General features: G+C 39.4%; 22 protein-coding genes, 3 tRNA genes and 2 rRNA genes. 24 read left to right on the forward strand and 3 right to left on the reverse strand.

All coding sequences use genetic code 11. The features are described 5' to 3' along the window. The first annotated feature begins 2 nt into the window (after positions 1-2). The 3 genes from thiM (at position 3) to yidC (ending at position 2342) form a co-directional block, all read left to right on the forward strand. Positions 3-773, forward strand: coding sequence for a hydroxyethylthiazole kinase (gene thiM / locus JEM45_RS09720; RefSeq protein WP_051220438.1), 771 nt, complete (start codon positions 3-5; stop codon positions 771-773). Beyond that, positions 766-1380 (forward strand): thiamine phosphate synthase, encoded by a 615-nt coding sequence (gene thiE, locus JEM45_RS09725; protein WP_198687395.1) that lies wholly within the window; start codon positions 766-768, stop codon positions 1378-1380. The genes thiM and thiE overlap by 8 nt, the downstream gene beginning before the upstream one ends. 98 nt (positions 1381-1478) lie before the next feature. Beyond that, the gene (gene yidC / locus JEM45_RS09730; RefSeq protein ID WP_026865985.1) at positions 1479-2342 is read left to right on the forward strand and encodes a membrane protein insertase YidC; all 864 of its coding nucleotides are present in this window, start codon (positions 1479-1481) and stop codon (positions 2340-2342) included. 56 nt (positions 2343-2398) lie between these two features. Here the strand turns inward: yidC and cls are convergent, their stop codons facing one another. Further along, a complete protein-coding gene (gene cls / locus JEM45_RS09735; protein ID WP_198687396.1) occupies positions 2399-3883 on the reverse strand; it encodes a cardiolipin synthase in 1485 nt (494 codons plus the stop codon). A gap of 132 nt (positions 3884-4015) precedes the next feature. Between cls and JEM45_RS09740 the strand changes: the two genes are divergently transcribed. Then, entirely contained in the window at positions 4016-4165 is a 150-nt protein-coding gene (locus JEM45_RS09740) for an Lmo0850 family protein (RefSeq protein WP_166626927.1), read from the forward strand. Between the two features lie 42 nt (positions 4166-4207). Here JEM45_RS09740 and JEM45_RS09745 read toward each other — a convergent pair whose 3' ends face one another. Then, positions 4208-5392: an FtsW/RodA/SpoVE family cell cycle protein gene (locus JEM45_RS09745; RefSeq protein WP_026867251.1), complete on the reverse strand. Its 1185-nt coding sequence runs from the start codon at positions 5390-5392 to the stop codon at positions 4208-4210. 92 nt (positions 5393-5484) lie between these two features. On the opposite strand from JEM45_RS09745, the gene murF reads away from it, so the two are divergent. From murF to JEM45_RS09820, 15 genes are all read left to right on the forward strand, one after another. Then, positions 5485-6837 (forward strand): UDP-N-acetylmuramoyl-tripeptide--D-alanyl-D-alanine ligase, encoded by a 1353-nt coding sequence (gene murF / locus JEM45_RS09750; protein ID WP_026867250.1) that lies wholly within the window; start codon positions 5485-5487, stop codon positions 6835-6837. Positions 6838-6844: 7 nt separating this feature from the next. Continuing rightward, positions 6845-7531, forward strand: a complete 687-nt coding sequence (locus JEM45_RS09755) for an alpha/beta hydrolase (RefSeq protein ID WP_198687987.1) — start codon at positions 6845-6847, stop codon at positions 7529-7531. A gap of 70 nt (positions 7532-7601) precedes the next feature. Beyond that, complete coding sequence (locus tag JEM45_RS09760; protein WP_026867249.1) at positions 7602-9098, forward strand: DEAD/DEAH box helicase; 1497 nt, start codon at positions 7602-7604, stop codon at positions 9096-9098. Positions 9099-9192: 94 nt separating this feature from the next. Beyond that, positions 9193-9657: a PH domain-containing protein gene (locus JEM45_RS09765; protein ID WP_026867248.1), complete on the forward strand. Its 465-nt coding sequence runs from the start codon at positions 9193-9195 to the stop codon at positions 9655-9657. Further along, on the forward strand, positions 9650-11224 hold the full coding sequence (locus tag JEM45_RS09770) for a PH domain-containing protein (RefSeq protein WP_026867247.1): 1575 nt from the start codon (positions 9650-9652) through the stop codon (positions 11222-11224). The genes JEM45_RS09765 and JEM45_RS09770 overlap by 8 nt, the downstream gene beginning before the upstream one ends. Then, entirely contained in the window at positions 11166-11654 is a 489-nt protein-coding gene (locus JEM45_RS09775; RefSeq protein ID WP_235678862.1) for a PH domain-containing protein, read from the forward strand. Before JEM45_RS09770 ends, JEM45_RS09775 begins: the two co-directional genes overlap by 59 nt. Beyond that, on the forward strand, positions 11651-12004 hold the full coding sequence (gene acpS / locus JEM45_RS09780; RefSeq protein WP_198687398.1) for a holo-ACP synthase: 354 nt from the start codon (positions 11651-11653) through the stop codon (positions 12002-12004). The genes JEM45_RS09775 and acpS overlap by 4 nt, the downstream gene beginning before the upstream one ends. Beyond that, a complete protein-coding gene (gene alr, locus JEM45_RS09785; protein ID WP_198687399.1) occupies positions 12001-13152 on the forward strand; it encodes an alanine racemase in 1152 nt (383 codons plus the stop codon). Before acpS ends, alr begins: the two co-directional genes overlap by 4 nt. A gap of 86 nt (positions 13153-13238) precedes the next feature. Next, complete coding sequence (locus tag JEM45_RS09790) at positions 13239-13424, forward strand: hypothetical protein (protein WP_198687400.1); 186 nt, start codon at positions 13239-13241, stop codon at positions 13422-13424. Beyond that, positions 13425-13808: a type II toxin-antitoxin system PemK/MazF family toxin gene (locus JEM45_RS09795; RefSeq protein WP_198687401.1), complete on the forward strand. Its 384-nt coding sequence runs from the start codon at positions 13425-13427 to the stop codon at positions 13806-13808. Between the two features lie 44 nt (positions 13809-13852). Beyond that, on the forward strand, positions 13853-14869 hold the full coding sequence (locus tag JEM45_RS09800) for a PP2C family protein-serine/threonine phosphatase (RefSeq protein ID WP_051220551.1): 1017 nt from the start codon (positions 13853-13855) through the stop codon (positions 14867-14869). A gap of 82 nt (positions 14870-14951) precedes the next feature. Beyond that, the gene (locus tag JEM45_RS09805; protein ID WP_166626921.1) at positions 14952-15281 is read left to right on the forward strand and encodes an STAS domain-containing protein; all 330 of its coding nucleotides are present in this window, start codon (positions 14952-14954) and stop codon (positions 15279-15281) included. Further along, complete coding sequence (rsbW, locus tag JEM45_RS09810) at positions 15281-15754, forward strand: anti-sigma B factor RsbW (protein ID WP_026867239.1); 474 nt, start codon at positions 15281-15283, stop codon at positions 15752-15754. The genes JEM45_RS09805 and rsbW overlap by 1 nt, the downstream gene beginning before the upstream one ends. Continuing rightward, positions 15732-16511, forward strand: a complete 780-nt coding sequence (gene sigB / locus JEM45_RS09815; protein ID WP_026867238.1) for an RNA polymerase sigma factor SigB — start codon at positions 15732-15734, stop codon at positions 16509-16511. The genes rsbW and sigB overlap by 23 nt, the downstream gene beginning before the upstream one ends. 55 nt (positions 16512-16566) lie before the next feature. Continuing rightward, positions 16567-18708: a Tex family protein gene (locus tag JEM45_RS09820; protein ID WP_166626920.1), complete on the forward strand. Its 2142-nt coding sequence runs from the start codon at positions 16567-16569 to the stop codon at positions 18706-18708. A gap of 53 nt (positions 18709-18761) precedes the next feature. On the opposite strand, the gene JEM45_RS09825 is transcribed toward JEM45_RS09820, so the two are convergent. Continuing rightward, positions 18762-20261 carry a catalase gene (locus JEM45_RS09825; RefSeq protein ID WP_166626919.1) on the reverse strand — a complete coding sequence of 500 codons (1500 nt, stop codon included), beginning with the start codon at positions 20259-20261 and terminating at the stop codon, positions 18762-18764. A gap of 304 nt (positions 20262-20565) precedes the next feature. Between JEM45_RS09825 and JEM45_RS09830 the strand changes: the two genes are divergently transcribed. The 5 genes from JEM45_RS09830 (at position 20566) to JEM45_RS09850 (ending at position 25843) form a co-directional block, all read left to right on the forward strand. Beyond that, a tRNA-Glu gene (locus tag JEM45_RS09830) sits at positions 20566-20640 on the forward strand. Between the two features lie 199 nt (positions 20641-20839). Further along, positions 20840-20928: transfer RNA gene (locus JEM45_RS09835), tRNA-Leu, on the forward strand. Between the two features lie 39 nt (positions 20929-20967). After that, a tRNA-Gly gene (locus JEM45_RS09840) sits at positions 20968-21041 on the forward strand. Between the two features lie 171 nt (positions 21042-21212). Next, a 16S ribosomal RNA gene (locus JEM45_RS09845) occupies positions 21213-22762 on the forward strand. Between the two features lie 194 nt (positions 22763-22956). Next, positions 22957-25843 (forward strand): 23S ribosomal RNA (locus tag JEM45_RS09850). The 16S and 23S rRNA genes sit together here with 3 tRNA genes alongside, the layout of an rRNA operon. The last annotated feature ends 19 nt before the right edge of the window (positions 25844-25862 follow it).

The following is a 25862-nucleotide window of genomic DNA, read 5'->3' on the forward strand; positions in this document are numbered from 1 at the left end:
CAATGATTGAACTCTTAAGACGCATTAATCCACTCGTTCTATGTATTACCAATGATGTAGTAAAACCATTCACTGCAAATAGCCTACTTGCACTCGGTGCATCACCAATTATGAGTGGCGAGAAGAAGGAGATGGCTGACATAATTAAGCATAGTGGCGCTGTACTCATCAACATAGGAACTTGTAGTGAAGATAAAATCGAACTCTATGAAACAGCGGCAAGAGAAGCGAATCAGAGTCAAGTACCTCTGATTATAGATCCTGTTGGATATGGTGCTTCCACTTTTAGAAGAAACGTCATCAACCATATATTAGAAAACCATAAGGTCGATTTAATTAAGGGAAATACAGGAGAAATTATGGCCTTAGCAGGTTTAGATGTTGAGTCTAAAGGCGTGGACTCTATTGCAGAAGGTAAAGCAGAAGAAATCGTTAAAGTTGCCTATGATAAATTAAAGGTGCCAATTTTGGTAACCGGTGAGACCGATGCATATACCAATGGTGAAACGATTATTTCTATGAACAATGGTCATGAATTCCAAGAGAAAATTACAGGATCAGGCTGTGTTTTAGGTGCAATTTGTGCATCATTTTTAGCAGTCGACCGAACCCAAGATGCTATTGTTAAAGCAGTGAGCTTATATAACATTGCTGCAGAACAAGCTGCTTTAAGTACGTCAGGACCAGGCATGTTTCAAGTTCAATTGATTGATGAAATGTATAAATTCTCTGAAGCGGACTACCAAAAATCTAAGGTGACTGTGCATGAATAGATCGGTATTAAGGTTATATCTCATCGCTTCATCTTCGAGCTTTAAAAACCCTTTAAAAGATTTAGAAACTGCCTTTAAGGCAGGAGTGACGTGTTTTCAGTTGAGAGAAAAGGGAGAAAATATTAAAAGTGGCGAAGATTTAATTCAATTTGCGATGGAAGTAAAAGACCTGTGTCAAAAATATAAGGTCACTTTTATAATTAATGATGATGTAGAGCTTCAGAGAATTGTAGACGCTGACGGTGTGCATGTCGGGCAAGCTGATATCAATCCTAAAGATTTACCAGCATTCTTAAATAATAAAATCATCGGCTTATCTGTCGGTAATTTAGAAGAACTAAAACAGAGCGATTTGAGTCGTGTTGATTACTTGGGATGTGGGCCTGTTTACCCGACCAGTTCTAAAGATGATGCTGGTCAAGCCATCGGTTTATCTGGGTTAAAGGAAATTTCAAAAAAGACAACCTTGCCGATAGTGGCTATCGGTGGCATTACTGTAGATAATTTTAAGTCTTGTTTGTTGAATGGTGCAGATGGGATTTCTGTGATCTCTGCAATTACTCAGTCAGCTAATATTGACCAAACAGTGACACAATTTCTCTCCTAACCTTGTGAAAAATTAACCATTTACATTGAAATTGGTTTTTATACACTTCAATATATGGTACAATCTTTTTTATGCAAGATATTATTTGAGGTGAAGAAATGATTAAAAAATGGCTATTTCCTGCTTCTATGATTTTAGTCTTATTCCTTGCAGGATGTGATTATTCTCAAGAAGAGAATAGAGACGGCTTCTTCTATAACACATTAGTTAGCCCAATGGATTCATTATTACATTGGCTAGGAGATAACTTAGATTACAATTATGGTTTAGCAATCATTATTATTACATTGATTGTTCGTCTAGCAATCTTCCCGTTCATGATGCGTACATACAAGAATCAGATGATGATGAGAGAAAAAATGAAGATCGTCAAACCTGAGATGGAAGAAATTCAACAACGAGTTAAGGTCGCTACGACTCAAGAGGAGAAGATGGCGGCACAGCAAGAAATGATGGCATTGTACAAAAAACATGATATCAACCCCTTAAATATGGGTTGTCTACCGATATTAATTCAAATGCCAATCGTTATGGCCTTATACTTTGCACTTAGATTCCCTTCAGAAGGTGGGATTGAAGCACACCCAGAGTTCCTATGGATGGACTTAACGCAAACAGACTACTTCATGGTTGCAATTGCAGGTATTGTATATGCAGTTCAAGCATGGATTTCAATGAGATTTGTACCAGAAGAACAACGTCAACAAATGAGACTATTTATGTTTATTTCACCGTTGATGATTATCTGGATTTCAGCAATTTCTCCTTCAGCCTTACCATTATATTGGGCAGTTGGTGGTCTATTCCTAATCTTCCAAACTTGGGCAGGTAATACTTTCTATCGTAAGAAAGTACATGAAGAAATGGCACCAATTATTGAAGCACATGAGAAAGAAAAAGCTGAAAAGGAAAAACGCTTGAAAAACTCAAGAGTTAAACCTAAGAAAAAACGTAAAAAATAATTGTTAAAATAAGAAAGCCGATGTATGAATTATAATTCATACATCGGCTTTTAGTGTTATAGGATTGGTGATATGAGATTGGCTAAGCCTTCTTTTAACTTAATCCATAAACCTCTATCATCATACTTTTCTTCAGTTAATATTTCACAATACTGAATATCATTTTCGAATATGAGACGATGCTTTTTAGCTTCTTCCTTATCATACATAAATGCATTGACTTCAAAGTTTAAGATAAAGCTTCTGTTGTCAACATTAGTCGTACCCACAGATACAACTTCATCATCAATAATAAACACTTTTTGATGTAAGAATCCTGGTTGATACATGTAGATATTTGCCCCCATACGCATCAAAGTACCAACATTTGAATAAGTTGCCCAGTAAACAAAGGGATGGTCTGGGAAGCTTGGAATCATGATGTATACTTTGATCCCTGCTAGAATGGCAATTCTTAAAGCTTCCATTATTGACTGATCTGGAATGAAATATGGAGATTGAATATATATCGTATCTTTCGCGTTATAAATCATTTTTAAGTAGCCATATTTAATTTGTTGATAGTTCTCATCTGGCCCACTTGAAGCAATTTGCATCGTCGTGTCACCAACAGATGGTAGCTCAGGAAAGAATCGCTCAGTATTGTGCATATTATTGCGTGTATCATGAGAGTTCCAGTCTAACATGAAACGAATCTGTAAAGATTTCACGGCATTACCTTCGATACGTAAGTGTGTGTCACGCCAAGCACCCATTTTAGGACTCAGCCCGATGTACTCATCACCGACGTTTGACCCGCCGATATAACCGATACGTCCATCGATAACCACAATTTTCCTATGGTTTCTGTTGCTGATACGTGGGTTGATGAGTGGTAGTTTGCTAGGGAAGAAAGCCTCAACTAAACCGCCTTGCTCTCTTATATCAGAGAAATTTCTTAAAGATAAAGACCGTGAGCCTATATCATCGTATAGTATTCTCACAGAGACGCCTTCTTTTTGTTTCTTTAAAAGTGCTTTATACAAACGGTTCCCAATACCATCGAGTTTGAAGATGTAATATTGGAAATGAATGTGATCTTCTGCATCATCTATATCTCTGATCATTTGGTCAAATTTGTCATTCATGTTGGTATAGGTTGTCACATCATTGTTACTTGTGACAAAGGACTGGTTGTTATAAAGGAGCATATGTATTTGTTTTTTATGCTTCTCTGCGGTGCTATTAGAAAAGGATAGGTGATTCTCTCTGATTTCCTCTAGTTGTTCACTGACTAAGTGTTCGAGACCAACCTTATCTTTTTCATCTATTTTAAATATTTGTTGTCGATAAATCGTTCTACCAAAAAGTATATATAATAAGAAACCGACAATCGGTAGGAAGAACAGGACGAGCATCCAAGCCCAAACACTTTGTGCACTACGTCGTTCTAAAAATATTAGACCAATGGCGAGTAAGAAGTTTACAAAAAATATAATAGCAGTAATAACTGTAAACACCACTTGGTCCGTTATATAAATGTCTGTAAACGGAATATACATGCTTGAATCCCTTTCTAAAAAATAATATAAAATAGTTTTGTAATAAGTCTGTAATATTTTCTCTCTGAAAAGTATAGATAATTATATTATAAAGAAGTACAATAAAGTTAGCTATAAAAAGGGAGTGTCCATATGCGCAAAAACGACACAAGTAAAGTTAAGGAAGTCGTCCAGATGCTGCATGAACTCGGCGTGAAGGTCTCATCTTCGAAATCTCGTTTTGAAATTATGAACCGTATTGCTAACAAGGAACAACTTAGACTGAAAGAAAATAATATTTAAAAGAAAACTGCTGTAGATGCATAACGCCTCCACAGCAGTTTTTTATTTTAATTTTGGACCGGATAGGTGATGGAAGTACATACTTAAGAGTACACCAACTGCGACCATGTTCGACCAAAGTCCACTACCACCATAACTTATAAACGGTAAAGGTAATCCTGTAATTGGTACAAGCTGAATCGTCATACCGATGTTCTGGAAGATGTGGAAGACCAAGAGTGCAATATAGCCGATTATAAAATAAGATGCAAAGCTATCAGTCGCTTGAAAAGCCATACGAATCAAATGCATAATCAACATAAATAAAATCAGAATTACAATAGTTGATCCTATGAATCCGAACTCCTCGCCGATAATCGTAAAGATAAAGTCTGTGTGATTTTCTGGAATATATATAATACCATCTGTATAACCTTTACCAGTAATTCCACCTGAACCAATTGCAATCAGTGAATTGGTCAATTGGAAGCCACTGTCTGATTGGAAGGCCTCAGGCGTTAACCAAGAATAGATACGCTCAAATTGATAGGGGTGAATACCTAAGTATTTCTCAAGAATATCTGGACGGTAAAGTATGCCTAAGATTAATGCAATTCCAGTCGTTGCAGCAACAGTAAAAGTTGGAATGATGAGCCACCAACTAATACCGGATACAATGACTAAGCCGAGGAAAATTGCAATCATCACGAGTACAGTACCCATGTCGTTTTGTAGGAGAATTAAGATCATCGGCAACACTGAAACTAAAATTAATTTGAGCAACAATCTTAGATCCATGGCCAGTGTGTCGGTGAGCTTGTATTTATTGTGCTGACTAATCACGTAAGCCATCGTTAAAATATAAATGATTTTAACGAACTCTGAAGGTTGGATGCTGAAGAACCCGAACTGATACCAACTCTTAGCCCCGTTAATAATCGGTGTAATTGATGAGACTGGCGCAATATACAGGATGAGTAAACTCAGGACGCCTACTGTATATAAGATCCAAGTATAGGACTTTATTAATTTAAAGGGGATACACATTAAGCCGAGTGCTATAACAAAACCGAGTGCGTAGAACATGATTTGACGCGTACCAAAATCTGTACCGTACTGACCACTCGTCATCGCAGAATGGATGGCAATCACACTGACAGTTGCTAATAACAAGATTAAAATGATTAAAATCCAGTCGACGCGTGCGAATATATTTATATTTTGTCGTTGATATTTATTATTACTCACGTAAGTCACCTAATTCATATAGAAATCATGACATTTAGTATACAACTATTTTATAATTATATCAGTAAATAAGAAAAATTAGGATGAAGAAAATGATAAAAAGAACGTTTGAGCAAATCGCTTTGGCCTGTGGCGGTACATTAAATAAGAAGGCTGAAACTTTAAAAGATAATTATATCGAGGGTGTCTCCATCGATACACGCACAATTGAAACAAATAACTTATTCATTCCGTTCAAAGGTGAAAATGTCGATGGTCATCGTTTTATAGATATGGCTTTTGAAAAGGGTGCAGCGCTAACCTTAAGTGAACAAGACGATATGGAGTCGAGTTATCCTACTATACTTGTTGAGGATGGATTAAAAGCCCTTCAGAAGATTAGCCAGGTATATTTGAATGAAATTGCACCGAAGGTTGTTGCTGTGACAGGGTCAAATGGTAAGACGACGACCAAGGACATGATTGAATGTGTTTTAAATAAACGGTACAAGGTGCAAAAAACAATCGGTAATTTTAATAATGAAATTGGTATGCCATTAACGATCTTACAGCTTGAAGCGGATACTGAGGTTTCAATTTTAGAGATGGGGATGGACCGACTAAAAGATATTAGTTTTTTAAGTCAGCTTGCAAAACCAGATATTGCAGTGATTACTAGTGTCGGTGAATCCCATATAGAAATGTTAGGTTCTAGAGAAAATATTGCTAAGGCAAAATACGAAATAGTTGATGAATTAAAAGATGAGGGTACATTCATTTATTCTAAAGATTATCAACTCTTAGAAAACATCGTTAAAAAAGATGTACCATATACATTAAAAACAGCTGGTTTAAATGAAGAAAATGAAGCGTTGATTACGGATATCAGCGCAAATGGTGAAGGTACGCAATTTACATTTAAAGGCGAAGTGGTTTCGATTCCTCAACTTGGTGCCCATAACGCACTGAATGCATCACTCGCTATTTTAGTTGCTGAAAGTTTAGGTGTTAGCTTAGCTGAAAGTAAAGCAAATCTGGAAAACTTAAAAGTGACAACAATGAGAATGGAACGTATTGAGGACAAGAGTGGTGCTCTAATTATTAATGATGCATACAATGCATCTAAGGCTAGTATGATCAGTGCAATTGATACAATGAGTCAACTCGACTACACCAACAAAATTCTAGTGCTCGGTGACATTCTAGAACTCGGTAGTTATTCTAAGGAACTTCATGAGGCAGTTGGGCACTTCATCAATGAATTGCCAACAGACTTTACCTATATATATACATTCGGTGAGCATACAGAGTACATTCATAATATTTTAGAGACTAAAAACAAAATGCATATCGGGACAATTGAGGACTTGAGAGATCAGGTGATAGAACATCTAAATAAAGATACAGCAATCTTATTAAAAGGTTCTAGGGGAATGGCCTTAGAAAGGGTGATACAAGATCGCTAAAGTCGGCATCTTATTTCTACATGGCTATACAGGTGGGCGTTTTGAATTAGAGCCAACATTTAAATATTTAAAAAAGCGATATGATTTTGATTATGAATTTCCTGTGTACCCAGGTCATGGCTACACTTTAAGCTTAGTGGGCCTAGCTGGTGATGATTGGTATCAAGAAGCAGAAAAGGCGTATTTTAATCTAACTAAGAGAGTGGATGAAATATACATCATTGGCTACTCTATGGGTGGCGTCTTTGCATCTTACCTCGCGCAAAATTACCATGTTGATAAATTAATTTTAATCGCACTGGCCTTCGATCACACTAAAATTTCAAAGTTGCATCGTTTAAACCTCTCATCAAGTGTTGTGAAGGATCATTTGAGATATAATATGATTAGAAGAGTGAGTCCACGATTAAAAAATATTCCACTTCGAGCGATGAATGAATTCGTCAAAATAGTGGAAGCAAAAACTGGTGATTTAAGAAAAGTGACATGTCCTGTTATATTCATACACGGCAAGATTGATTTATTAGTGCCTTATCAAGCAAGTGTAAAAGCGCATGAACAAATGCCTAACTCGCAATTGTTTTTACTTGAGCATGGGCCGCACCTATTGATGTTTACAGAAGAGAAGCTGCTGGAGGCCAATATTTTAGTCGAGCGTTTTTGCTTTAAGGGTAGTCAAGAAAAGACCTTGTGAATTGAGGCGTGAAGTGTTACTATAGAGAAGTTGTACATGCGAGAAATGAATAGTCAAAGGAGACTAAAGTTTGAAGATTTTTAAAGAATTAGGAATCAGTGATGAGACAATACAGGCCATTACTGATATGGGGTTCACTGAACCTACTCCCATCCAGGAAGAAAGTATTCCATTAGCATTAGAGAGAAAGGATATCCTTGGGCAAGCACAGACTGGTACTGGTAAAACTGGTGCTTTCGGTATCCCAATCGTTGAAAACACAACTAAAGGTGCAGGTACTCAGGTGATTGTTCTAACACCGACAAGAGAGTTAGCTGTACAAGTAGCCGATCAGTTAAAGGCATTTGCTAAGAGAAAGAAATTAACGACTGCCGTTATTTTTGGTGGTATGAGCATTGAACGTCAAATCAAAGATTTGAAGAGAAAACCGGAGATCATCGTCGGAACGCCAGGACGTATGATTGATCATATTAATCGCCGCACACTAAAATTAGAAGATGTACAGACAATTGTTTTAGACGAAGCGGATGAAATGATGAACATGGGCTTTATTGATGATGTTAAATTCATCATGAGTAAAGTACCTGAAGAAGGCCGTCAGACACTTCTATTCTCTGCGACGATGCCACGTGCAATCCAAGATCTAGTGACACGTTTTATGAAGAATCCGACAGTTGTGAAGACGATGAATCAAAATAACTCAGACCCTTTAATCGATGAGTTTTATACAATTGTTAAAGAGTTAGAGAAATTATCTGTATTTACATCTTTCTTAGATGTTCACCAACCAGAACTTGCGATTGTTTTTGGTCGTACAAAACGCCGTGTTGACGAATTAACAAGTGCATTAATTGCCAAAGGTTACAGAGCTGAAGGCTTGCACGGTGACATTACACAATCCAAACGACTTGAAGTATTGAAGAAGTTTAAAAACAACTCTCTCGATATTTTAGTTGCAACTGATGTTGCAGCAAGAGGTTTAGATATTTCAGGAGTATCACATGTGTACAACTTTGATATTCCACAAGATACTGAATCTTATACTCACCGTATCGGTCGTACAGGTCGTGCAGGTAAAGAAGGTATGGCATTAACTTTCGTTAACCCAATTGAGATGGATTTCTTACGTCAAATTGAAAACGATAAGAAAAAAGCAATTCGTGCCCTTCGTCCACCAAGTAAAAAAGAAGTGGAAAAAGCACGCGAACAAGAAGTCTATGAAAAAATTGGTAAATGGTTAGAAGAAAATAATAACCAACATACCGGAGAAATCGCTGAAGGTCTTATGACTCAACATGAGCCTAAAGCAATTATTGCAGCACTAGTTAATGAGCTTCTGTATTCTAAAGAAGATGACAATATTCAATTGTCATTTGAAAAACCACTTTCTCGCAAAGGTCAAGGACGCAGAGGCAAACCAAATTATAGTAAAGGTAACCACAGAGGTGGTAACCAAAGACGTGGTAGAGACAACTTTAAATCACGTGGCAGCAAAAACAACAAACGCCAAGGACAAGGCGGACGTACAAGTAAACAAGGTCGTGTATTTAAAGATCACGAAAGATAAAAACGTCAGAGCTGGGAATCTCAATTTCCTAGCTCTTTTTTCTATTTTGTGACTGTTGTATTATAGAAGTAAATAAATTTTGGATGTGTTAGCGATGATACAAATGGACAAGCGTGTAAGACCCTACTTAATGATTAAAGCCTTACTCACTTGGATGATCGTATTACTAGTGCTTATTGGTGCATCAGTAGGTGTCTATTTTCTAGATTGGCCAACTTGGTTGTACTATATATTTTTAGGTATCATAGTCCTTTGGCTAGTAAGCTTTGTAATATTAAGGCCAATCATATATTCACGGGTGACTTCTTATCAGTTACATGAAGATAGAATCGTTGTCCGTCAAGGATTTTTTACAGTGAAAACACAAATGATCCCAATTAAACGCGCACAAGGTGTGACGTTCAACAGTGGTCCTTTATCTAGAAAATATAATTTAGGTATCGTTGAAATTAAGACTGCTGGTACAGGTATAATGATGCCACCACTCAAAATTGAAGAGGCGAGATCCTTAAAACAAAATATAGTTGATCTTGTAAAGGGGGAGTCTAGCGATGTATAATCCTCAGAAATTACACCCTGTTGCATATTTAGGCAGTGTCGTTAAAGGAATTAGAAATATGTTCATACCGACACTGATTATTTTGTTTAATATGAGAGAAGAGCTGTTCTCAGGTACAGTCAGTCCAAAATTATTATTTAGTGGTATTGGTATTCTAGTTTTAGTATTTATCTTATTAACTGGTTATGATGTGATCAATAAATACCGAACTAGATTTTGGATTGAGGATAATAAATTTGTTTTTAAAGACGGTGTCATAACAAGAAATGAGAAAGATTTAGACATCAAACGCATTCAGTCTATTGATTTTAATGAGCCATTTTTCCATAGGATTTTTGGTGCCGTTCAGCTCGATATTTTAACACCAGGTGATGGCATTAAAATTGATACCATAAAAAAATCTCAAGCAAGTGAAATACAAAGTGCAATCTATGAGGAAAAAGAAGAGAAAGAGGCAGTGACATCACTTGATGAAACAGAAATCAATATAGGTGATGCGAGCCCTTGGCCAAGAGAAACTGCAACTAAAAGTATTAAAAGCTTTGAAACGATTAAAAAGATGTCCTTTAAGGAATTATTACTCATGGCAATGACGAGTGGAGGCCTAGGTGTCTTTACTGCAATATTCTTCGGTTTAATTAATATCGTAGGTGGCGAAATTGTCATTGAGAATTACTTTGAATACTTCGAGGATATTATTAGAAGTGTTGTGCTGGCAGTCGTTCTTGCCTCACTGATCTTTGTCGTAATCGGTTATATTATTGGTACGACGATTATTATGGTTCGAAACTATGATTACACCTTGAAACGTCGGGGTGATGATCTGTCTATCGAATATGGGTTATTATCTAAGAAGAACAAGAGCGTGAATATAAATCGAGTACAAAATGTCGTTATTTCTGACAGTTTATTACGCCGATTAATTGGTTATTATGCACTGTCTGTTTCGATAACAAGTGATTCTTTAGAATCAGATGAGGTTGATGGTAAGGTTCAATTACTCCCATTCATTAAAAAGAAAGAATTATATGAGATAATAGGGGACATATTCCCAAACTATCATATGACCACGCCTGAAAGAGTAGTGCCGGTTCGATCTTATAGAAGATACTTCCAATTTACGATTCTGTTTTTCTTAATCGCGGTGGGCGTACTCGCTTATTTCTTCCACGATGAGTCATTCATGACCTATATCTATATTGGTGCGGTAGTACTCTTAGCTATCTTTGTAATAAGTGGTATTTATAGTGCTAAGAATGTTGGTTATACCATTTATGGAGATGAAATTAACATGATGACGGCATCAGCCTTTACGCGTCGTCACTTTGCGATTAAGCATGATAAAATTATAGATACAACGTATCGTAGAAACCCGTTCCTGCACCGAGCAGACCTCGGGCATATTGAAGTGTCGACACCGGGTGGTGTACTAAGTTCGTCAGCGGAAATTAAATTTATCGAAAAAGATGATATCGAGAGAATATGGAAATATATAGAGAGGGGGACTGATGATGAAGCGGATATCACCGAAAGCAATCAAACTATGGAGAATTCGAGCACTGATTAATGCAGGAATTTGGTTTGTGATTGCTCTAGCAATAGGTATTGCTACGTTCTTTTTCGACTTTATACCTTGGTGGATCTTTTTAATACCAGTCGGTCTCGGCCTCTTGGTTCTATTGATTAGTGCATGGATTACGCCGAAATTAAAGTACAAATACTTCCGTTATCAAGTGTTAGAGGATGAAATACGTATACACAGCGGTATTTGGTTTAAATCAGAAGTTTCAGTACCATTTTTTAGGGTGCAAAACATCGATACGACGGTCGGTCCCATTATGAAAAAAATGAGTTTAAAAGGTATTTCCTTACAAACATCGGCTGAAAGATTATATATTCCTGAGTTGGAAAATCAAAAGGCTGACGAACTACGAAGTGATATTCGAACGTTGATCAATCGAAATAGTCAACAAAAAAATGCAGGTAATATTTTATGATAAGTGGACTTGGAACAGATATAATTGAACTTTCTAGAATTCACAAGGTCAATAAGGATGATCGATTAGCTAAAAGAATTCTAAGTGATTTAGAATTTACGCACTATCAAACAATCAATAATTTAGATAGAAAAACTGCTTACTTAGCGGGTCGTTTTGCTGTTAAAGAAGCTTATAGCAAAGCGCTCGGTACAGGTATTGGTAAGGCAATTAGCTTTAATGATATCTGTTGTATAAATGATGAACAAGGTAAGCCGATGATTAAAGGTGACCCTAACGTCCAAGTTTCAATCTCTCATTCTAGAGATTATGCGGTTGCGACGGTGATTATTGAGGAGGAAAATAGATGAGTGATAGGTACTATAGAGATACCGTACTCGACGTTGATTTAAGAGCCATAGAAAAAAATTATAAGGCGATTCAAGCAAAGAATCATGACAAAACGTTTATTGCAGTCGTTAAAGCTGAAAGTTATGGCCTCGGAGCTGAAGTTGTGGCTAACTTTCTTGCAGATGCGGGAGTAACATTTTTTGCTGTTGCCACACTTGATGAGGCAATTGCTCTAAGAATGCACGGTATCAAAGAGAAGATTCTCGTGTTAGGTACGATTAATCCTGAACAGATTAACAAGGCAATCCAGCACCGAATTGCAGTGACTGCACCAAATTTAAATTGGGTTAATGATGCGATTGATAATGTAGATGATAAGTACGATAAATCGGTATGGATTCATATAAAAGTTAACAGTGCCATGAACCGTTACGGAACTGATGATATTGATGAAATTTCAGCAATGATTAATCGCATTAATCACTTTGAGAGTTTTATTTACGAAGGTATATATAGTCACTTTACCTCTAGCGATGTTGAAGGTCCTGAAACACTTGAAGAATTTGAGAAGTTTAAAGGTATTGTTCAAGCTGTCGAACAGCCTACCTATATTCATATGAGTAATTCTGGTGGAGCTCTACTGTTAGAAGAAGACTTCACAACCGCTGTAAGAAGTGGTATTTCTTTATATGGATATTACCCAAGTGATTATGTTAAAAACAATACATCTGTGAAGCTGATTCCTTCAGCTCGACTCACAAGTGAAATTTGTGGGTTACATCAGCTTAAAGCCGGAGATAGTGTAAGCTATGGAAGAACTTATACAGCAAATCAAGATGAGGTCATTGCGACACTACCAATCGGTTATGCAGATGGACTAATGCGCCAACATCAGGGCTATACAGTACAGTTGGGAGACGGGGGAGAATGTCAAATCGTCGGCACAATTTGTATGGATGCTACAATGATTAAAGTACCCGATGGTACTGAGTTAGGGCAGATCGTAACAATTGTTGATGATAAGGCAGATTCGAAACAGTCCTTAGAACAGTATAGTGAATATGTCAATACAATTACTTACGAGTCACTATGTGCCTTTAGTAAACGATTACCACGTAGGTATAAAAATGAGACTGAAACATTTATTCTAAATGAAGTCATCAATTGATATTCAAGCGTAACATGGCATTAAGAACATCTAAATGTTATGATGAGAAGTAAGTATGATATAAATGTATTTTGGAGCTGAGTGTATTGATGAATTTATCAGGATACAGCGATTTGGAAAAGGACTTAGTCATAGGATATATAGAAATGGCTGAGCTTAATTTGATGATTGCCCAGGAAAGCTTCAATGCCGAAAGTGAAGCGTACCGGATCAGCTTAGGAGAGTCTAAGCGTAATGGCGCAGCATGCAATGACAGAAAAGATGGTGAATAGATGAAAAGAGGAGAAGTGTATTTAGCTGATCTTTCACCTGTGCAGGGTTCTGAACAAGGGGGCAAACACCCTGTTGTTATTATCCAAAATAATGTAGGTAACCTTCACAGTCCAACTGTGATTGTTGCCGCCATTACTGGTAAGATAAACAAAGCCAAGATACCTACACATGTTGAAATTTCCAAGGAAAAGTACAACCTTGACATGGATTCAGTAATACTGCTCGAACAAATTCGAACGGTGGATAAAACCCGTTTGCAAGAAAAACTTACATATTTAGATGATGAAAAAATGCTAGAAGTTACAGAGGCTCTAAAGATTAGTTTAGCGCTTGAGCCGAAGAGTAAGAAGAAAAAGAAAAAATATAAGAAGACTGCAAACTAGACTTTTGTTATCAAAAGTCTTTTTTAAAATAGGAGGTGATCGTTGTGACATATATTGATGACTTAGTTGAAGATTATAAGACATTGATAAGGGAACATCTAGAGTCAAAGGATGATGATGTACTTTATAATAAAGCGCACGACTTTAGTGAGCGCGCGATTGATATGGATATATCACCTGATGAAATGATTGCTTTACATATTGAACTAATTGATGTGATGGAACTTAATAGTTACACCTTAATTAAAGATTCCCTAGAAGTCCTACAAGAAGTGATGATTCGTTTTGGTTTTACATACAAGGACTATAAGGCCATGCTAAACAAGATGGAACGCCATGACCAAGAAATGGATGTCGCTGCTAGTTTACAAGAGACGATGTTAAAAACGTCTATACCTGTTATGGAAAACGTAGAACTCGGTGCCATTAGTGTACCTGCTAGAAAAGTGAGTGGAGACTACTACAATATTATTGAACACGCTGATGGTAAATTAACGTTCGCGGTAGCGGATGTCATCGGTAAAGGGATTCCTGCAGCGATTGCTATGTCCATGCTGAAATTTGGGATGGATTTAACATCTTCATCGAACCCACCCTCACAATCATTACAACGTCTCAACCGCTTAGTTGAGAAAAACGTGAATAAAAATATGTTCGTTACGATGTTTTACGGTCTTTATGACTTTAAAAAAGCTAATTTATGTATCTCCAGTGCAGGTCATGAACCTGCATTCATTTATCGTCATGAAGAGGATGTTTTTGAAGAGTTAGATGGTAAGGGCTTGGTACTTGGTGTTATGCAAGAGGCGGAATACGAGGAAGTATCTACTGACTTAGCAGTGAATGATATGTTATTTGTCTTTACCGACGGTGTATCTGAGTTAAGAAAGCATGACGGTTCATTTATCGATATGGAAGATATTAAAGATATGATTCGAGAATATAGAGATCAGCATCCTCAAGATATAGTGCAGTACATCTATGAGAATTTAACCCGTATGCGTCATCAAAGCTATAGAGATGATTTAACGATGTTTATTATAAAAAATAAAAAATCTTAGTAAGTTTCAAATTTTATGTTTTAGGGTAAAAATATGGAGCCATACTTTTTACAAACGAATCGAATGGAGTGCGTACATAATCATGAACATTAGTATTGATGTGACAGAAAATAAAGATGAATATCTAGTGACTGTAAAAGGAGAGTTAGATGTTTATACCGCGCCTGAACTCAAGCAGGTTTTTGAACCGATCGCAGCTACCGGAGAACACAATTTAATTGTAGACTTAAGTGAATTAAACTACATGGACTCTACCGGTCTAGGTATTTTTGTTGGAACTTTAAAAGATTTAAATAAGCATAACAAGGAGCTCCATGTACTTGGAGTAAATGATAGAATCATGAAACTCTTTGAAATTACTGGTTTACGTGACTTGATGTATGTAAACAAGAATTCGGAGGTCGAAGAATAATGACGCGCGAATATGATTTTATAGAAATGAAGTTTCCGTCGAACCCTGAATACGTTGGTTTAATCCGTCTAACCTTATCTGGTGTGTTGTCAAGAGCTGGTGCAACTTATGATGACATTGAGGATTCTAAAATTGCCGTATCAGAAGCAGTAACAAATGCTGTTAAGCATGCTTATAGTGCAGATGAAGCAGGAGATATCTCCGTTGGCTTTGCTGTATTTAATGATAAGGTTGAAATTATCGTTGCTGATAATGGGCAAAGCTTTGATTATGAACAGATTAAAACAGAGCTTGGTCCTTATAATGAAGATGATAATATTAACTATTTGAGAGAAGGTGGGCTTGGGCTTTTCCTTATTGAAACTCTCATGGACAAGGTGACATTCAAAAAAGAACCGGGTGTTACAATTAGCATGACGAAGTATATTAGCGAAAGTCAGGTGCAACCGAATGGAGAAGCAATCTCAAAATAAAAATTACGGACTGCCACCTGAAGAGGTTAACCAGCTTATTAAAAGCTATCAGGAAAATGAAGATCAGTTAGCTCAAAGTAAACTGGTCGATAACTATACGAAACTAGTTGAATCTTTAGCTTTTCGATATTCAAGAGGGCAGTCTCATCATGAGGATTTAGTCCAGGTCGGCATGCTTGGCCTACTCGGGGCAATTAAACGTTTTGATACGTCTTTTGACCGTCGTTTTGAAGTCTTCCTAGTACCGACCGTAGTCGGGGAGATTAAAAGGTATCTACGAGATAAGACATGGAGTGTTCATGTTCCAAGACGTATAAAAGAACTCGGCCCCAAAATTAAAAATACGACAGACCAACTTACAAATGAACTGGAGCGTTCACCGACAATTTTAGAGCTTGCAAACAAATTGGAAGTGACTGAAGAAGAAATATTGGAAGCAATGGAAATGGGTCAAAGTTATAATGCATTAAGTGTCGATCATTCAATCGAAGCGGATAAGGATGGCTCAACAGTTACCTTGCTCGATGTAATGGGTGAACAAGATGACAATTATGACTTGGCTGAAAAACGTATGATTTTAGAGAAGGTTTTACCGATTCTCTCAGATAGAGAACAGGAAATTATTCATTCTACATTCATCGATGGGCTCAGTCAAAAAGAAACTGGAGAACGCATAGGCTTAAGTCAAATGCATGTTTCACGTTTACAACGTTCTGCAATTAAGAAGCTGAGAGAAGCAGTCAAAGAAGTAGAATAAATTTACTAAAGCCCATCTGTATAGATTGGGCTTTTTATATTAGGAGATTATGTATATGACAGAGGAACTCATTAAACAGATTAGCCAGAAGATGAATATCAATCAGCAACCTATTGAAATAGTACTTGAACTCCTGGCGGACAAGAATACCGTCCCTTTTATTGCGCGTTACCGTAAAGAAGCTACAGGGGGACTTGATGAAGTTGCGATTAAAGAAATTGAAACAGAATATTTATACCTAGAAAACTTAAACAAGCGTAAAGATGAAGTCATACGTTTAATTGACGAACAAGGCATGTTAACAAAAGAGCTACGTGAAGAAGTATTAAAACAGACCAAACAAAGTCGTGTGGAAGACTTATATCGTCCTTATAAACAGAAGAAGAAAACCCGTGCAACAGAAGCGAAACGTCTCGGCTTAGAACCACTGGCTAAAGAAATATTAAAAGGAGATACTGAAGATATACAAGCACTTGGGGCAACTTATCTTAACGAAGAAGTTACTACAGCAGATGACGCAATTCAAGGCGCGAAAGATATCATTGCTGAAATGATATCTGATAATCCTTATTATCGTTTGCATATTTTAAAAAGTATTAAAGCAACTTCGAGTCTTGTATCGACTGTGAGAAAAAATGCAGACGATCCTGAAGGTGTCTTTGAGATGTATTATGATTATACGGAGCGTGTGAAAAATATTGTACCTCACCGTATTCTTGCCTTAAATCGGGGAGAAACATTAAAGGTACTCAGTGTGAAGTTTTCTCATGACAACGAGAAATTTATTGAGTACTTAAGTGGAAAAGTTATTAAACATGGTGCTAAGACGGCTGACCTAATAACTGACGCAATTGAAGATAGTCTGAAGCGTTTATTACTACCTTCACTTGAGAGAGAGATCCGTTCTGATTTAAAGGAAAAAAGTGAAAAGCACGCTGTTGACGTCTTTGAAGAAAACTTAAAACGTCTTTTATTACAACCACCGCTAAAAGGAAGAATTATTCTCGGTTTAGATCCTGCCTATAGAACAGGTTGTAAGCTGGCAGTCATTGATGAGACAGGAAGTTTTTTAGCTAAAGATGTTGTTTACCCACATAAGCCTGTAAATAAAAAAGATGAAGCGAAGAAAAAGATAGTTAATCTAATTAAACAATATGATGTGTCTTTAATTGCTATTGGTAACGGAACCGCATCAAGGGAGTCAGAGGAATTTGTCGGCTCACTCATCAGTGAAGAGAATTTAGATTTGAGTTATATTATCGTTAACGAAGCAGGGGCGAGTGTGTATTCAGCCTCAGAAATAGCGAGAGTAGAGTTTCCTGACTTTAACGTAGAAGAACGTAGCGCGGTGTCGATTGCGAGACGTGTTCATGACCCGCTTAGTGAACTTGTAAAAATTGATCCAAAATCAATTGGTGTTGGGCAATATCAACATGATATTAATCAGAAATTCCTAACGGAATCTTTAGATTTTGTCGTTGAAACAGCTGTTAACCAAGTAGGTGTCGATTTGAATACAGCATCAGTGACGCTTTTACAACATGTTGCAGGGCTCACGCCGGCTATTAGTAAAAATATTGTCCTATATCGTCAGGAAAATGGTGGCTTCAAAAAGAGAAGTGAGCTGAAGAAAGTTGCGCGCTTAGGTAATAAAACCTATGAACAATGTGTCGGGTTCTTAAGAATATTCAACGGTAAAGAACCGCTGGATATGACTCAGATTCACCCTGAGCAATATAAAAAAACATATGAATTAATTAAAATTCTAGGTTTAACTATTGATGATTTAGGAACAGAAAAAATCCGAGGAAAACTGTCATCAATCAACGTTAGAGAGCTTGCTACAACATTAGATTTAGGTGTACCTACCTTGGAAGATATTATCGAAAGTTTGAAAGCACCACTTAGAGACGTACGTGATCAGTACGATACTCCACTCTTAAAATCTGATGTTTTAAGTATTGAAGACTTAAAATCTGGTATGACTTTATCAGGGACAGTAAGAAATGTAACAGATTTTGGGGCTTTTGTTGATATTGGTGTGAAACAAGATGGACTTGTTCATATTTCTCAAATTGCTAATAGATATATCAAACATCCTTTAGACGTAGTAAATACTGGAGATATTGTAGAAGTAAAAGTAATGGATGTAGATGTAAAGAAAAATAGAATTGCTTTAACAATGAAGGATGTATAAAAAATGGCGGGAAATCTATTTAAAGATTTCCCGCCATTTTCATATTTACTTTTTTACATGTTGTGGAAGTAATCAGGGTTTTCAAGATCTACATCATTGATGTCGATACCAAGTGCAGCTGCAACACCTTTACCGTAATCCGGATCTGCTTGGTAGCAGTTATAGATATGACGGTGTTTAGTACGTGTTGTTGTTTCAGCCATATCGTCAGCAGTATTTCTGAATAGACGTTGTTTCTCTTCATCAGACTGTAAACGGAAGAGTTTACCAGGCTGTTCGAAGTAGTTATCATCGTCATCACGGAAATTGTGCTCATAGATTGATGCAGTTTCAAGATCTAATGCAGGCTGTTTTGCGTCAGGATCCGAGTTATGCGCACCGTAACTGTTAGGATAGTAGTTAACACCAGAGCCCATGTTACCATCTACACGCATTGCACCGTCTCTAGAGAATGGGCAAACATTCGATGCACCTTTTGGTGAGTTCACTGGAATTTGGTGGTGGTTCACACCAAGACGGTATCTTTGGGTGTCTCCATATGAGAAGATACGACCTTGTAGCATCTTATCTGGAGAGAATCCGATACCAGGCACAATATTTGTTGGTGCAAATGCTGCTTGTTCTACTTCAGCGAAGTAGTTTTCAGGGTTTTTATTTAATTCAAACTCACCAACTGGGATGAGTGGGTAGTCACCTTTGTACCATACTTTAGTTAAATCGAATGGGTTATCTGGGTGAGTTTTAGCTTGTTCTTCAGTCATCACTTGAATGTACACTTTCCATTTAGGGAAGTTTCCTTCTTCAATTGCATTGAATAAATCTCTTTGTGAAGATTCACGGTCTTTACCAACAACTGATTCTGCTTCTTCATTAGTATAGTTTTCAATACCTTGTTGAGTTCTGAAGTGGAATTTAACCCACACGCGTTCATTATCTTCATTAATCATGCTATAAGTGTGTGAACCGAAACCATGCATGTTTCTGAAACCTTTAGGAATACCACGGTCTGACATTACTATAGTAACTTGGTGTAATGCTTCAGGAAGGTTAGTCCAGAAGTCCCAGTTACTTTCAGCATTTTTCATGTTTGTTTTAGGATCACGTTTAACAACGTGGTTTAAACTTGGGAAAAGTTTAGGGTCACGGAAGAAGAATACAGGTGTGTTGTTACCAACTAAATCCCAGTTACCATCTTCGGTGTAGAATTTAAGTGCGAAACCACGGATGTCACGTTCAGCATCTGCAGCACCACGTTCACCAGCTACTGTAGAGAAGCGAGCAAACATTTCTGTTTCTTTCCCAACTTCACTAAAGATTTTAGCTTTCGTGTACTGTGTAATGTCATGTGTGACTTTAAATGTACCAAATGCACCTGAACCTTTAGCGTGCATACGACGTTCAGGGATAACTTCACGGTCAAAGTGAGCCATCATATCTAAGAAGTAAGGATCTTGCATTACAAGAGGACCACGTGGTCCAGCTGTCATTGTATTTTCACGATCACCAACGGGATTGCCGAAAAGAGTAGTAAGTCTATTATCTTTATTAGTCATCAATAACTGCCTCCATTAATTAGAATTATTATAAATAAACTATATCAAGTATAAGTAACAAAAGCAAGCTTCTAAACCGAAGTAAATGAATATCTTTACAAGTATTTTACACAAGGAAAACGTAATGCTTATTCTTAATGAACATAGTGCTTAGCTAACTAAATGAGAATAAAATGATACTTAAAAGTTACATTATATAGAAGGGAGTCAATAAAGATATAAAACATAAAATAAATTGTGAAGAATGTATTGACTTAATATAAGAATGTCTGTATATTAGTAAACGTTGTTATTTTAATAAGTTGGCCCGTTGGTCAAGCGGTTAAGACACCGCCCTTTCACGGCGGTAACACGGGTTCGAGTCCCGTACGGGTCACCATTAATTTTAAAAAAATATAAATTAATCATTGACTTATACTTTATAAGAAAGTATAATTTTAAATCTAAACTGTTAGAGCTTAAGCAACTAAGCGAAAGTACTTACAGAAAAATCACAAAAAAGTTCTTGACATCATACTCTCGAAAGGTTATAATGAAAGATGTCGCTAAAAAGAACAAACATCTTAAATATACTTTTAGCGGTTGTGGCGGAATCGGCAGACGCGCTAGGTTGAGGGCCTAGTGGGAGTTAAATCCCGTGGAGGTTCAAGTCCTCTCAGCCGCACCATTAAGACGCTTTAAATCTTATACTCAATATTATACCTATGCGGGTGTAGTTAAATGGCATAACCTCAGCCTTCCAAGCTGATGTCGTCGGTTCGATCCCGATCACCCGCTCCATTTATTAAATTGTTTTAAAAACGAGAACATTGAAAACTGAATGACAATATGTCAACGTTTAATTCCGAATAAAAAGTCTTCTATTAAGATAGGAGCACAGATTGAGGCGAACAATATAAACGCAAGTAGATACTGTCAGCAGTATCGAGTGAGCTTAGTAAAAGCTTTCCAATCATGGAGAGTTTGATCCTGGCTCAGGATGAACGCTGGCGGCGTGCCTAATACATGCAAGTCGAGCGCGAGCGTAAGGAGCTTGCTCCTTACAATCGAGCGGCGGACGGGTGAGTAACACGTGGGCAACCTACCCTTTAGACTGGGATAACTACCGGAAACGGTAGCTAATACCGGATAAGTTGGATTACACAAGTAATCTTAATGAAAGGCGGATTTATCTGTCACTAAAGGATGGGCCTGCGGTGCATTAGCTAGTTGGTGAGGTAGTGGCTCACCAAGGCAACGATGCATAGCCGACCTGAGAGGGTGATCGGCCACACTGGGACTGAGACACGGCCCAGACTCCTACGGGAGGCAGCAGTAGGGAATCTTCCGCAATGGACGCAAGTCTGACGGAGCAACGCCGCGTGAGTGAAGAAGGGTTTCGGCTCGTAAAACTCTGTTGTTAAGGAAGAACACTTTAGGTAGTAACTGGCCTAGAGATGACGGTACTTAACCAGAAAGCCACGGCTAACTACGTGCCAGCAGCCGCGGTAATACGTAGGTGGCAAGCGTTATCCGGAATTATTGGGCGTAAAGCGCGCGTAGGCGGTAGAATAAGTCTGATGTGAAAGCCCCCGGCTCAACCGGGGAGGGTCATTGGAAACTGTTTTACTTGAGTGCAGAAGAGGAGAGTGGAATTCCATGTGTAGCGGTGAAATGCGCAGAGATATGGAGGAACACCAGTGGCGAAGGCGGCTCTCTGGTCTGTAACTGACGCTGAGGTGCGAAAGCGTGGGGATCAAACAGGATTAGATACCCTGGTAGTCCACGCCGTAAACGATGAGTGCTAAGTGTTGGGGGGTTTCCGCCCCTCAGTGCTGCAGCTAACGCATTAAGCACTCCGCCTGGGGAGTACGACCGCAAGGTTGAAACTCAAAGGAATTGACGGGGACCCGCACAAGCGGTGGAGCATGTGGTTTAATTCGAAGCAACGCGAAGAACCTTACCAAATCTTGACATCCTCTGATCGCCATAGAGATATGGTTTCCCTTTTGGGCAGAGAGACAGGTGGTGCATGGTTGTCGTCAGCTCGTGTCGTGAGATGTTGGGTTAAGTCCCGCAACGAGCGCAACCCTTAAATTTAGTTGCCATCATTCAGTTGGGCACTCTAGATTGACTGCCGGTGACAAACCGGAGGAAGGTGGGGATGACGTCAAATCATCATGCCCCTTATGATTTGGGCTACACACGTGCTACAATGGGCAGGTTACAAAGGGCAGCGAAGCCGCGAGGCCAAGCGAATCCCATAAAACTGTTCTCAGTTCGGATTGGAGTCTGCAACTCGACTCCATGAAGCTGGAATCGCTAGTAATCGTAGATCAGCATGCTACGGTGAATACGTTCCCGGGTCTTGTACACACCGCCCGTCACACCACGAAAGTCGATAACACCTGAAGCCGGTGGACTAACCTTAATGGAGGTAGCCGTCAAAGGTGGGATTGATAATTGGGGTGAAGTCGTAACAAGGTAGCCGTATCGGAAGGTGCGGCTGGATCACCTCCTTTCTAAGGATATAACGGAGCGGAATTAAGCGGCAGACATATTGTATTCAGTTTTGAATGTTTTTAAATGAAACATTCAAAAGTATGTACATTGAAAACCGAATAGAAGTAAAGTAAAGAGAAAAAAGATTTCATTTCAAGCAGAAATAGAAACGAGAACGCAAAGTATCGAGAGATACACTCACACATTTCAATACGATTAAGTATTGAAGGGCGCATGGCGGATGCCTAGGTACCAAGAGCCGATGAAGGACGGAACAAACACCGATATGCTTCGGGGAGCTGTAAGTAAGCGATGAACCGGAGATTTCCGAATGGGGAAACCCAATACCGCGAGGTATTATCCTAACGTGAATACATAGCGTTAGCGAAGGAGACCTGGAGAACTGAAACATCTTAGTATCCAGAGGAAGAGAAAGAAAAATCGATTCCCTGAGTAGCGGCGAGCGAAACGGGAAGAGCCCAAACCAGCATTAGCTGGGGTTGTAGGACATTCACAACGGGTTGTGACATTTAGACGAATGGTCTGGGAAGGCCAACCGTAGGGGGTAAGAGTCCCGTAGTTGAAAGATGAAACAATTTAGAATGTATCCTGAGTACGGCGGAACACGAGGAATTCCGTCGGAATCTGGGAGGACCATCTCCCAAGGCTAAATACTCCTTGGTGACCGATAGTGAACCAGTACCGTGAGGGAAAGGTGAAAAGCACCCCGGGAGGGGAGTGAAATAGAACCTGAAACCATGTGCTTACAAGTAGTCAGAGCCCGTTAAGGGGTGATGGCGTGCCTTTTGTAGAATGAACCGGCGAGTTACGAATATATGCAAGGTTAAGCAGCGAATGTGGAGCCGCAGCGAAAGCGAGTCTGAAACGGGCGAATGAGTATATGTTTGTAGACGCGAAACCAGGTGATCTACCCATGACCAGGCTGAAGTTCAGGTAACACTGAATGGAGGGCCGAACCGACTTACGTTGAAAAGTGACCGGATGAGTTGTGGGTAGGGGTGAAATTCCAATCGAACCTGGAGATAGCTCGTTCTCTCCGAAATATATTTAGGTATAGCCTCATATTAGCATCGTGGAGGTAGAGCACTGTTTGGATGAGGGGCCCATCCCGGGTTACCGAGTTCATACAAACTCCGAATGCCATAGATGTGATGTATGGGAGTCAGACAGTGGGTGATAAGGTCCATTGTCGAGAGGGAAACAGCCCAGACCACCAGTTAAGGTCCCCAAATATATGTTAAGTGGAAAAGGATGTGGCGTTGCACAGACAACTAGGATGTTGGCTTAGAAGCAGCCATCATTTAAAGAGTGCGTAATAGCTCACTAGTCGAGTGACGCTGCGCCGAAAATGTACCGGGGCTAAACATATTACCGAAACTGTGGATTAAAATTTATTTTAATGGTAGGAGAGCGTTCTAAGTGCGGTGAAGCATGACCGAGAGGACATGTGGAGCGCTTAGAAGTGAGAATGCCGGTGTGAGTAGCGAAAGACGGGTGAGAATCCCGTCCACCGAACGACTAAGGTTTCCAGAGGTAGGCTCGTCCGCTCTGGGTAAGTCGGGACCTAAGCCGAGGCGAAAAGCGTAGGCGATGGACAACAGGTAGAAATTCCTGTACCAGATGATTGCATTTGAGTGAAGTAGTGACGCAGAAGGAAAAGATGAGCGCGCGGAAGGAAGAGCGCGTCCAAGCCATAAGGCTGCATGTTAGGCAAATCCGGCATGCATAAGGCTGAGTGGTGATGGGGAGCCGAAAATAGTAGGCGAAGCATACGGACTCACACTGCCAAGAAAAGCTGCTAGCGAGTAATTGATCTGCCCGTACCGTAAACCGACACAGGTAGTTGGGAAGAGAATTCTAAGGTGAGCGAGCGAACTCTCGTTAAGGAACTCGGCAAAATGACCCCGTAACTTCGGGAGAAGGGGTGCTTATAGAAATATAAGCCGCAGTGAATAGGCCCAAGCGACTGTTTACCAAAAACACAGGTCTCTGCCAAACCGAAAGGTGACGTATAGGGGCTGACGCCTGCCCGGTGCTGGAAGGTTAAGAGGAGTGCTTAGCGCAAGCGAAGGTACGAATTGAAGCCCCAGTAAACGGCGGCCGTAACTATAACGGTCCTAAGGTAGCGAAATTCCTTGTCAGGTAAGTTCTGACCCGCACGAAAGGCGTAACGATTTGGGCACTGTCTCAACGAGAGGCTCGGTGAAATCATAGTACCTGTGAAGATGCAGGTTACCCGCGACAGGACGGAAAGACCCCGTGGAGCTTTACTGTAGTTTGATATTGAATCTCGACTCCACCTGTACAGGATAGGTGGGAGCCAAAGAAGCATGGACGTTAGTTTATGTGGAGGCACTGGTGGGATACCACCCTGGTGTGGTTGAGGTTCTAACCCGCAGCCGTAATCCGGCTGGGAGACAGTGTCAGATGGACAGTTTGACTGGGGCGGTCGCCTCCTAAAGAGTAACGGAGGCGCTCAAAGGTACCCTCAGAATGGTTGGAAATCATTCATAGAGTGTAAAGGCACAAGGGTGCTTGACTGCGAGACCAACAAGTCGAGCAGGGTCGAAAGACGGACTTAGTGATCCGGTGGTTCCGCATGGAAGGGCCATCGCTCAACGGATAAAAGCTACCCCGGGGATAACAGGCTTATCTCCCCCAAGAGTTCACATCGACGGGGAGGTTTGGCACCTCGATGTCGGCTCATCGCATCCTGGGGCTGTAGTCGGTCCCAAGGGTTGGGCTGTTCGCCCATTAAAGCGGTACGCGAGCTGGGTTCAGAACGTCGTGAGACAGTTCGGTCCCTATCCGTCGTGGGCGTAGGAAATTTGAGAGGCGCTGTCCTTAGTACGAGAGGACCGGGATGGACATACCACTGGTGTACCAGTTGTCGTGCCAACGGCATAGCTGGGTAGCTACGTATGGACGGGATAAATGCTGAAAGCATCTAAGCATGAAGCCCCCCTCAAGATGAGATTTCCCCAATAGATGCCTCAGAGACTATGAGGTTGATAGGTTCGGCGTGTAAGTGTGGTGACACATTGAGCGGACGAATACTAATCCATCGAAGACTTATTCAAAGTAAGAAATAAATGAGTG

It is taken from the genome of Jeotgalicoccus sp. ATCC 8456 (assembly GCF_016313225.1).
In the GTDB taxonomy this organism is placed as follows: Bacteria; Bacillota; Bacilli; order Staphylococcales; family Salinicoccaceae; genus Jeotgalicoccus; species Jeotgalicoccus marinus.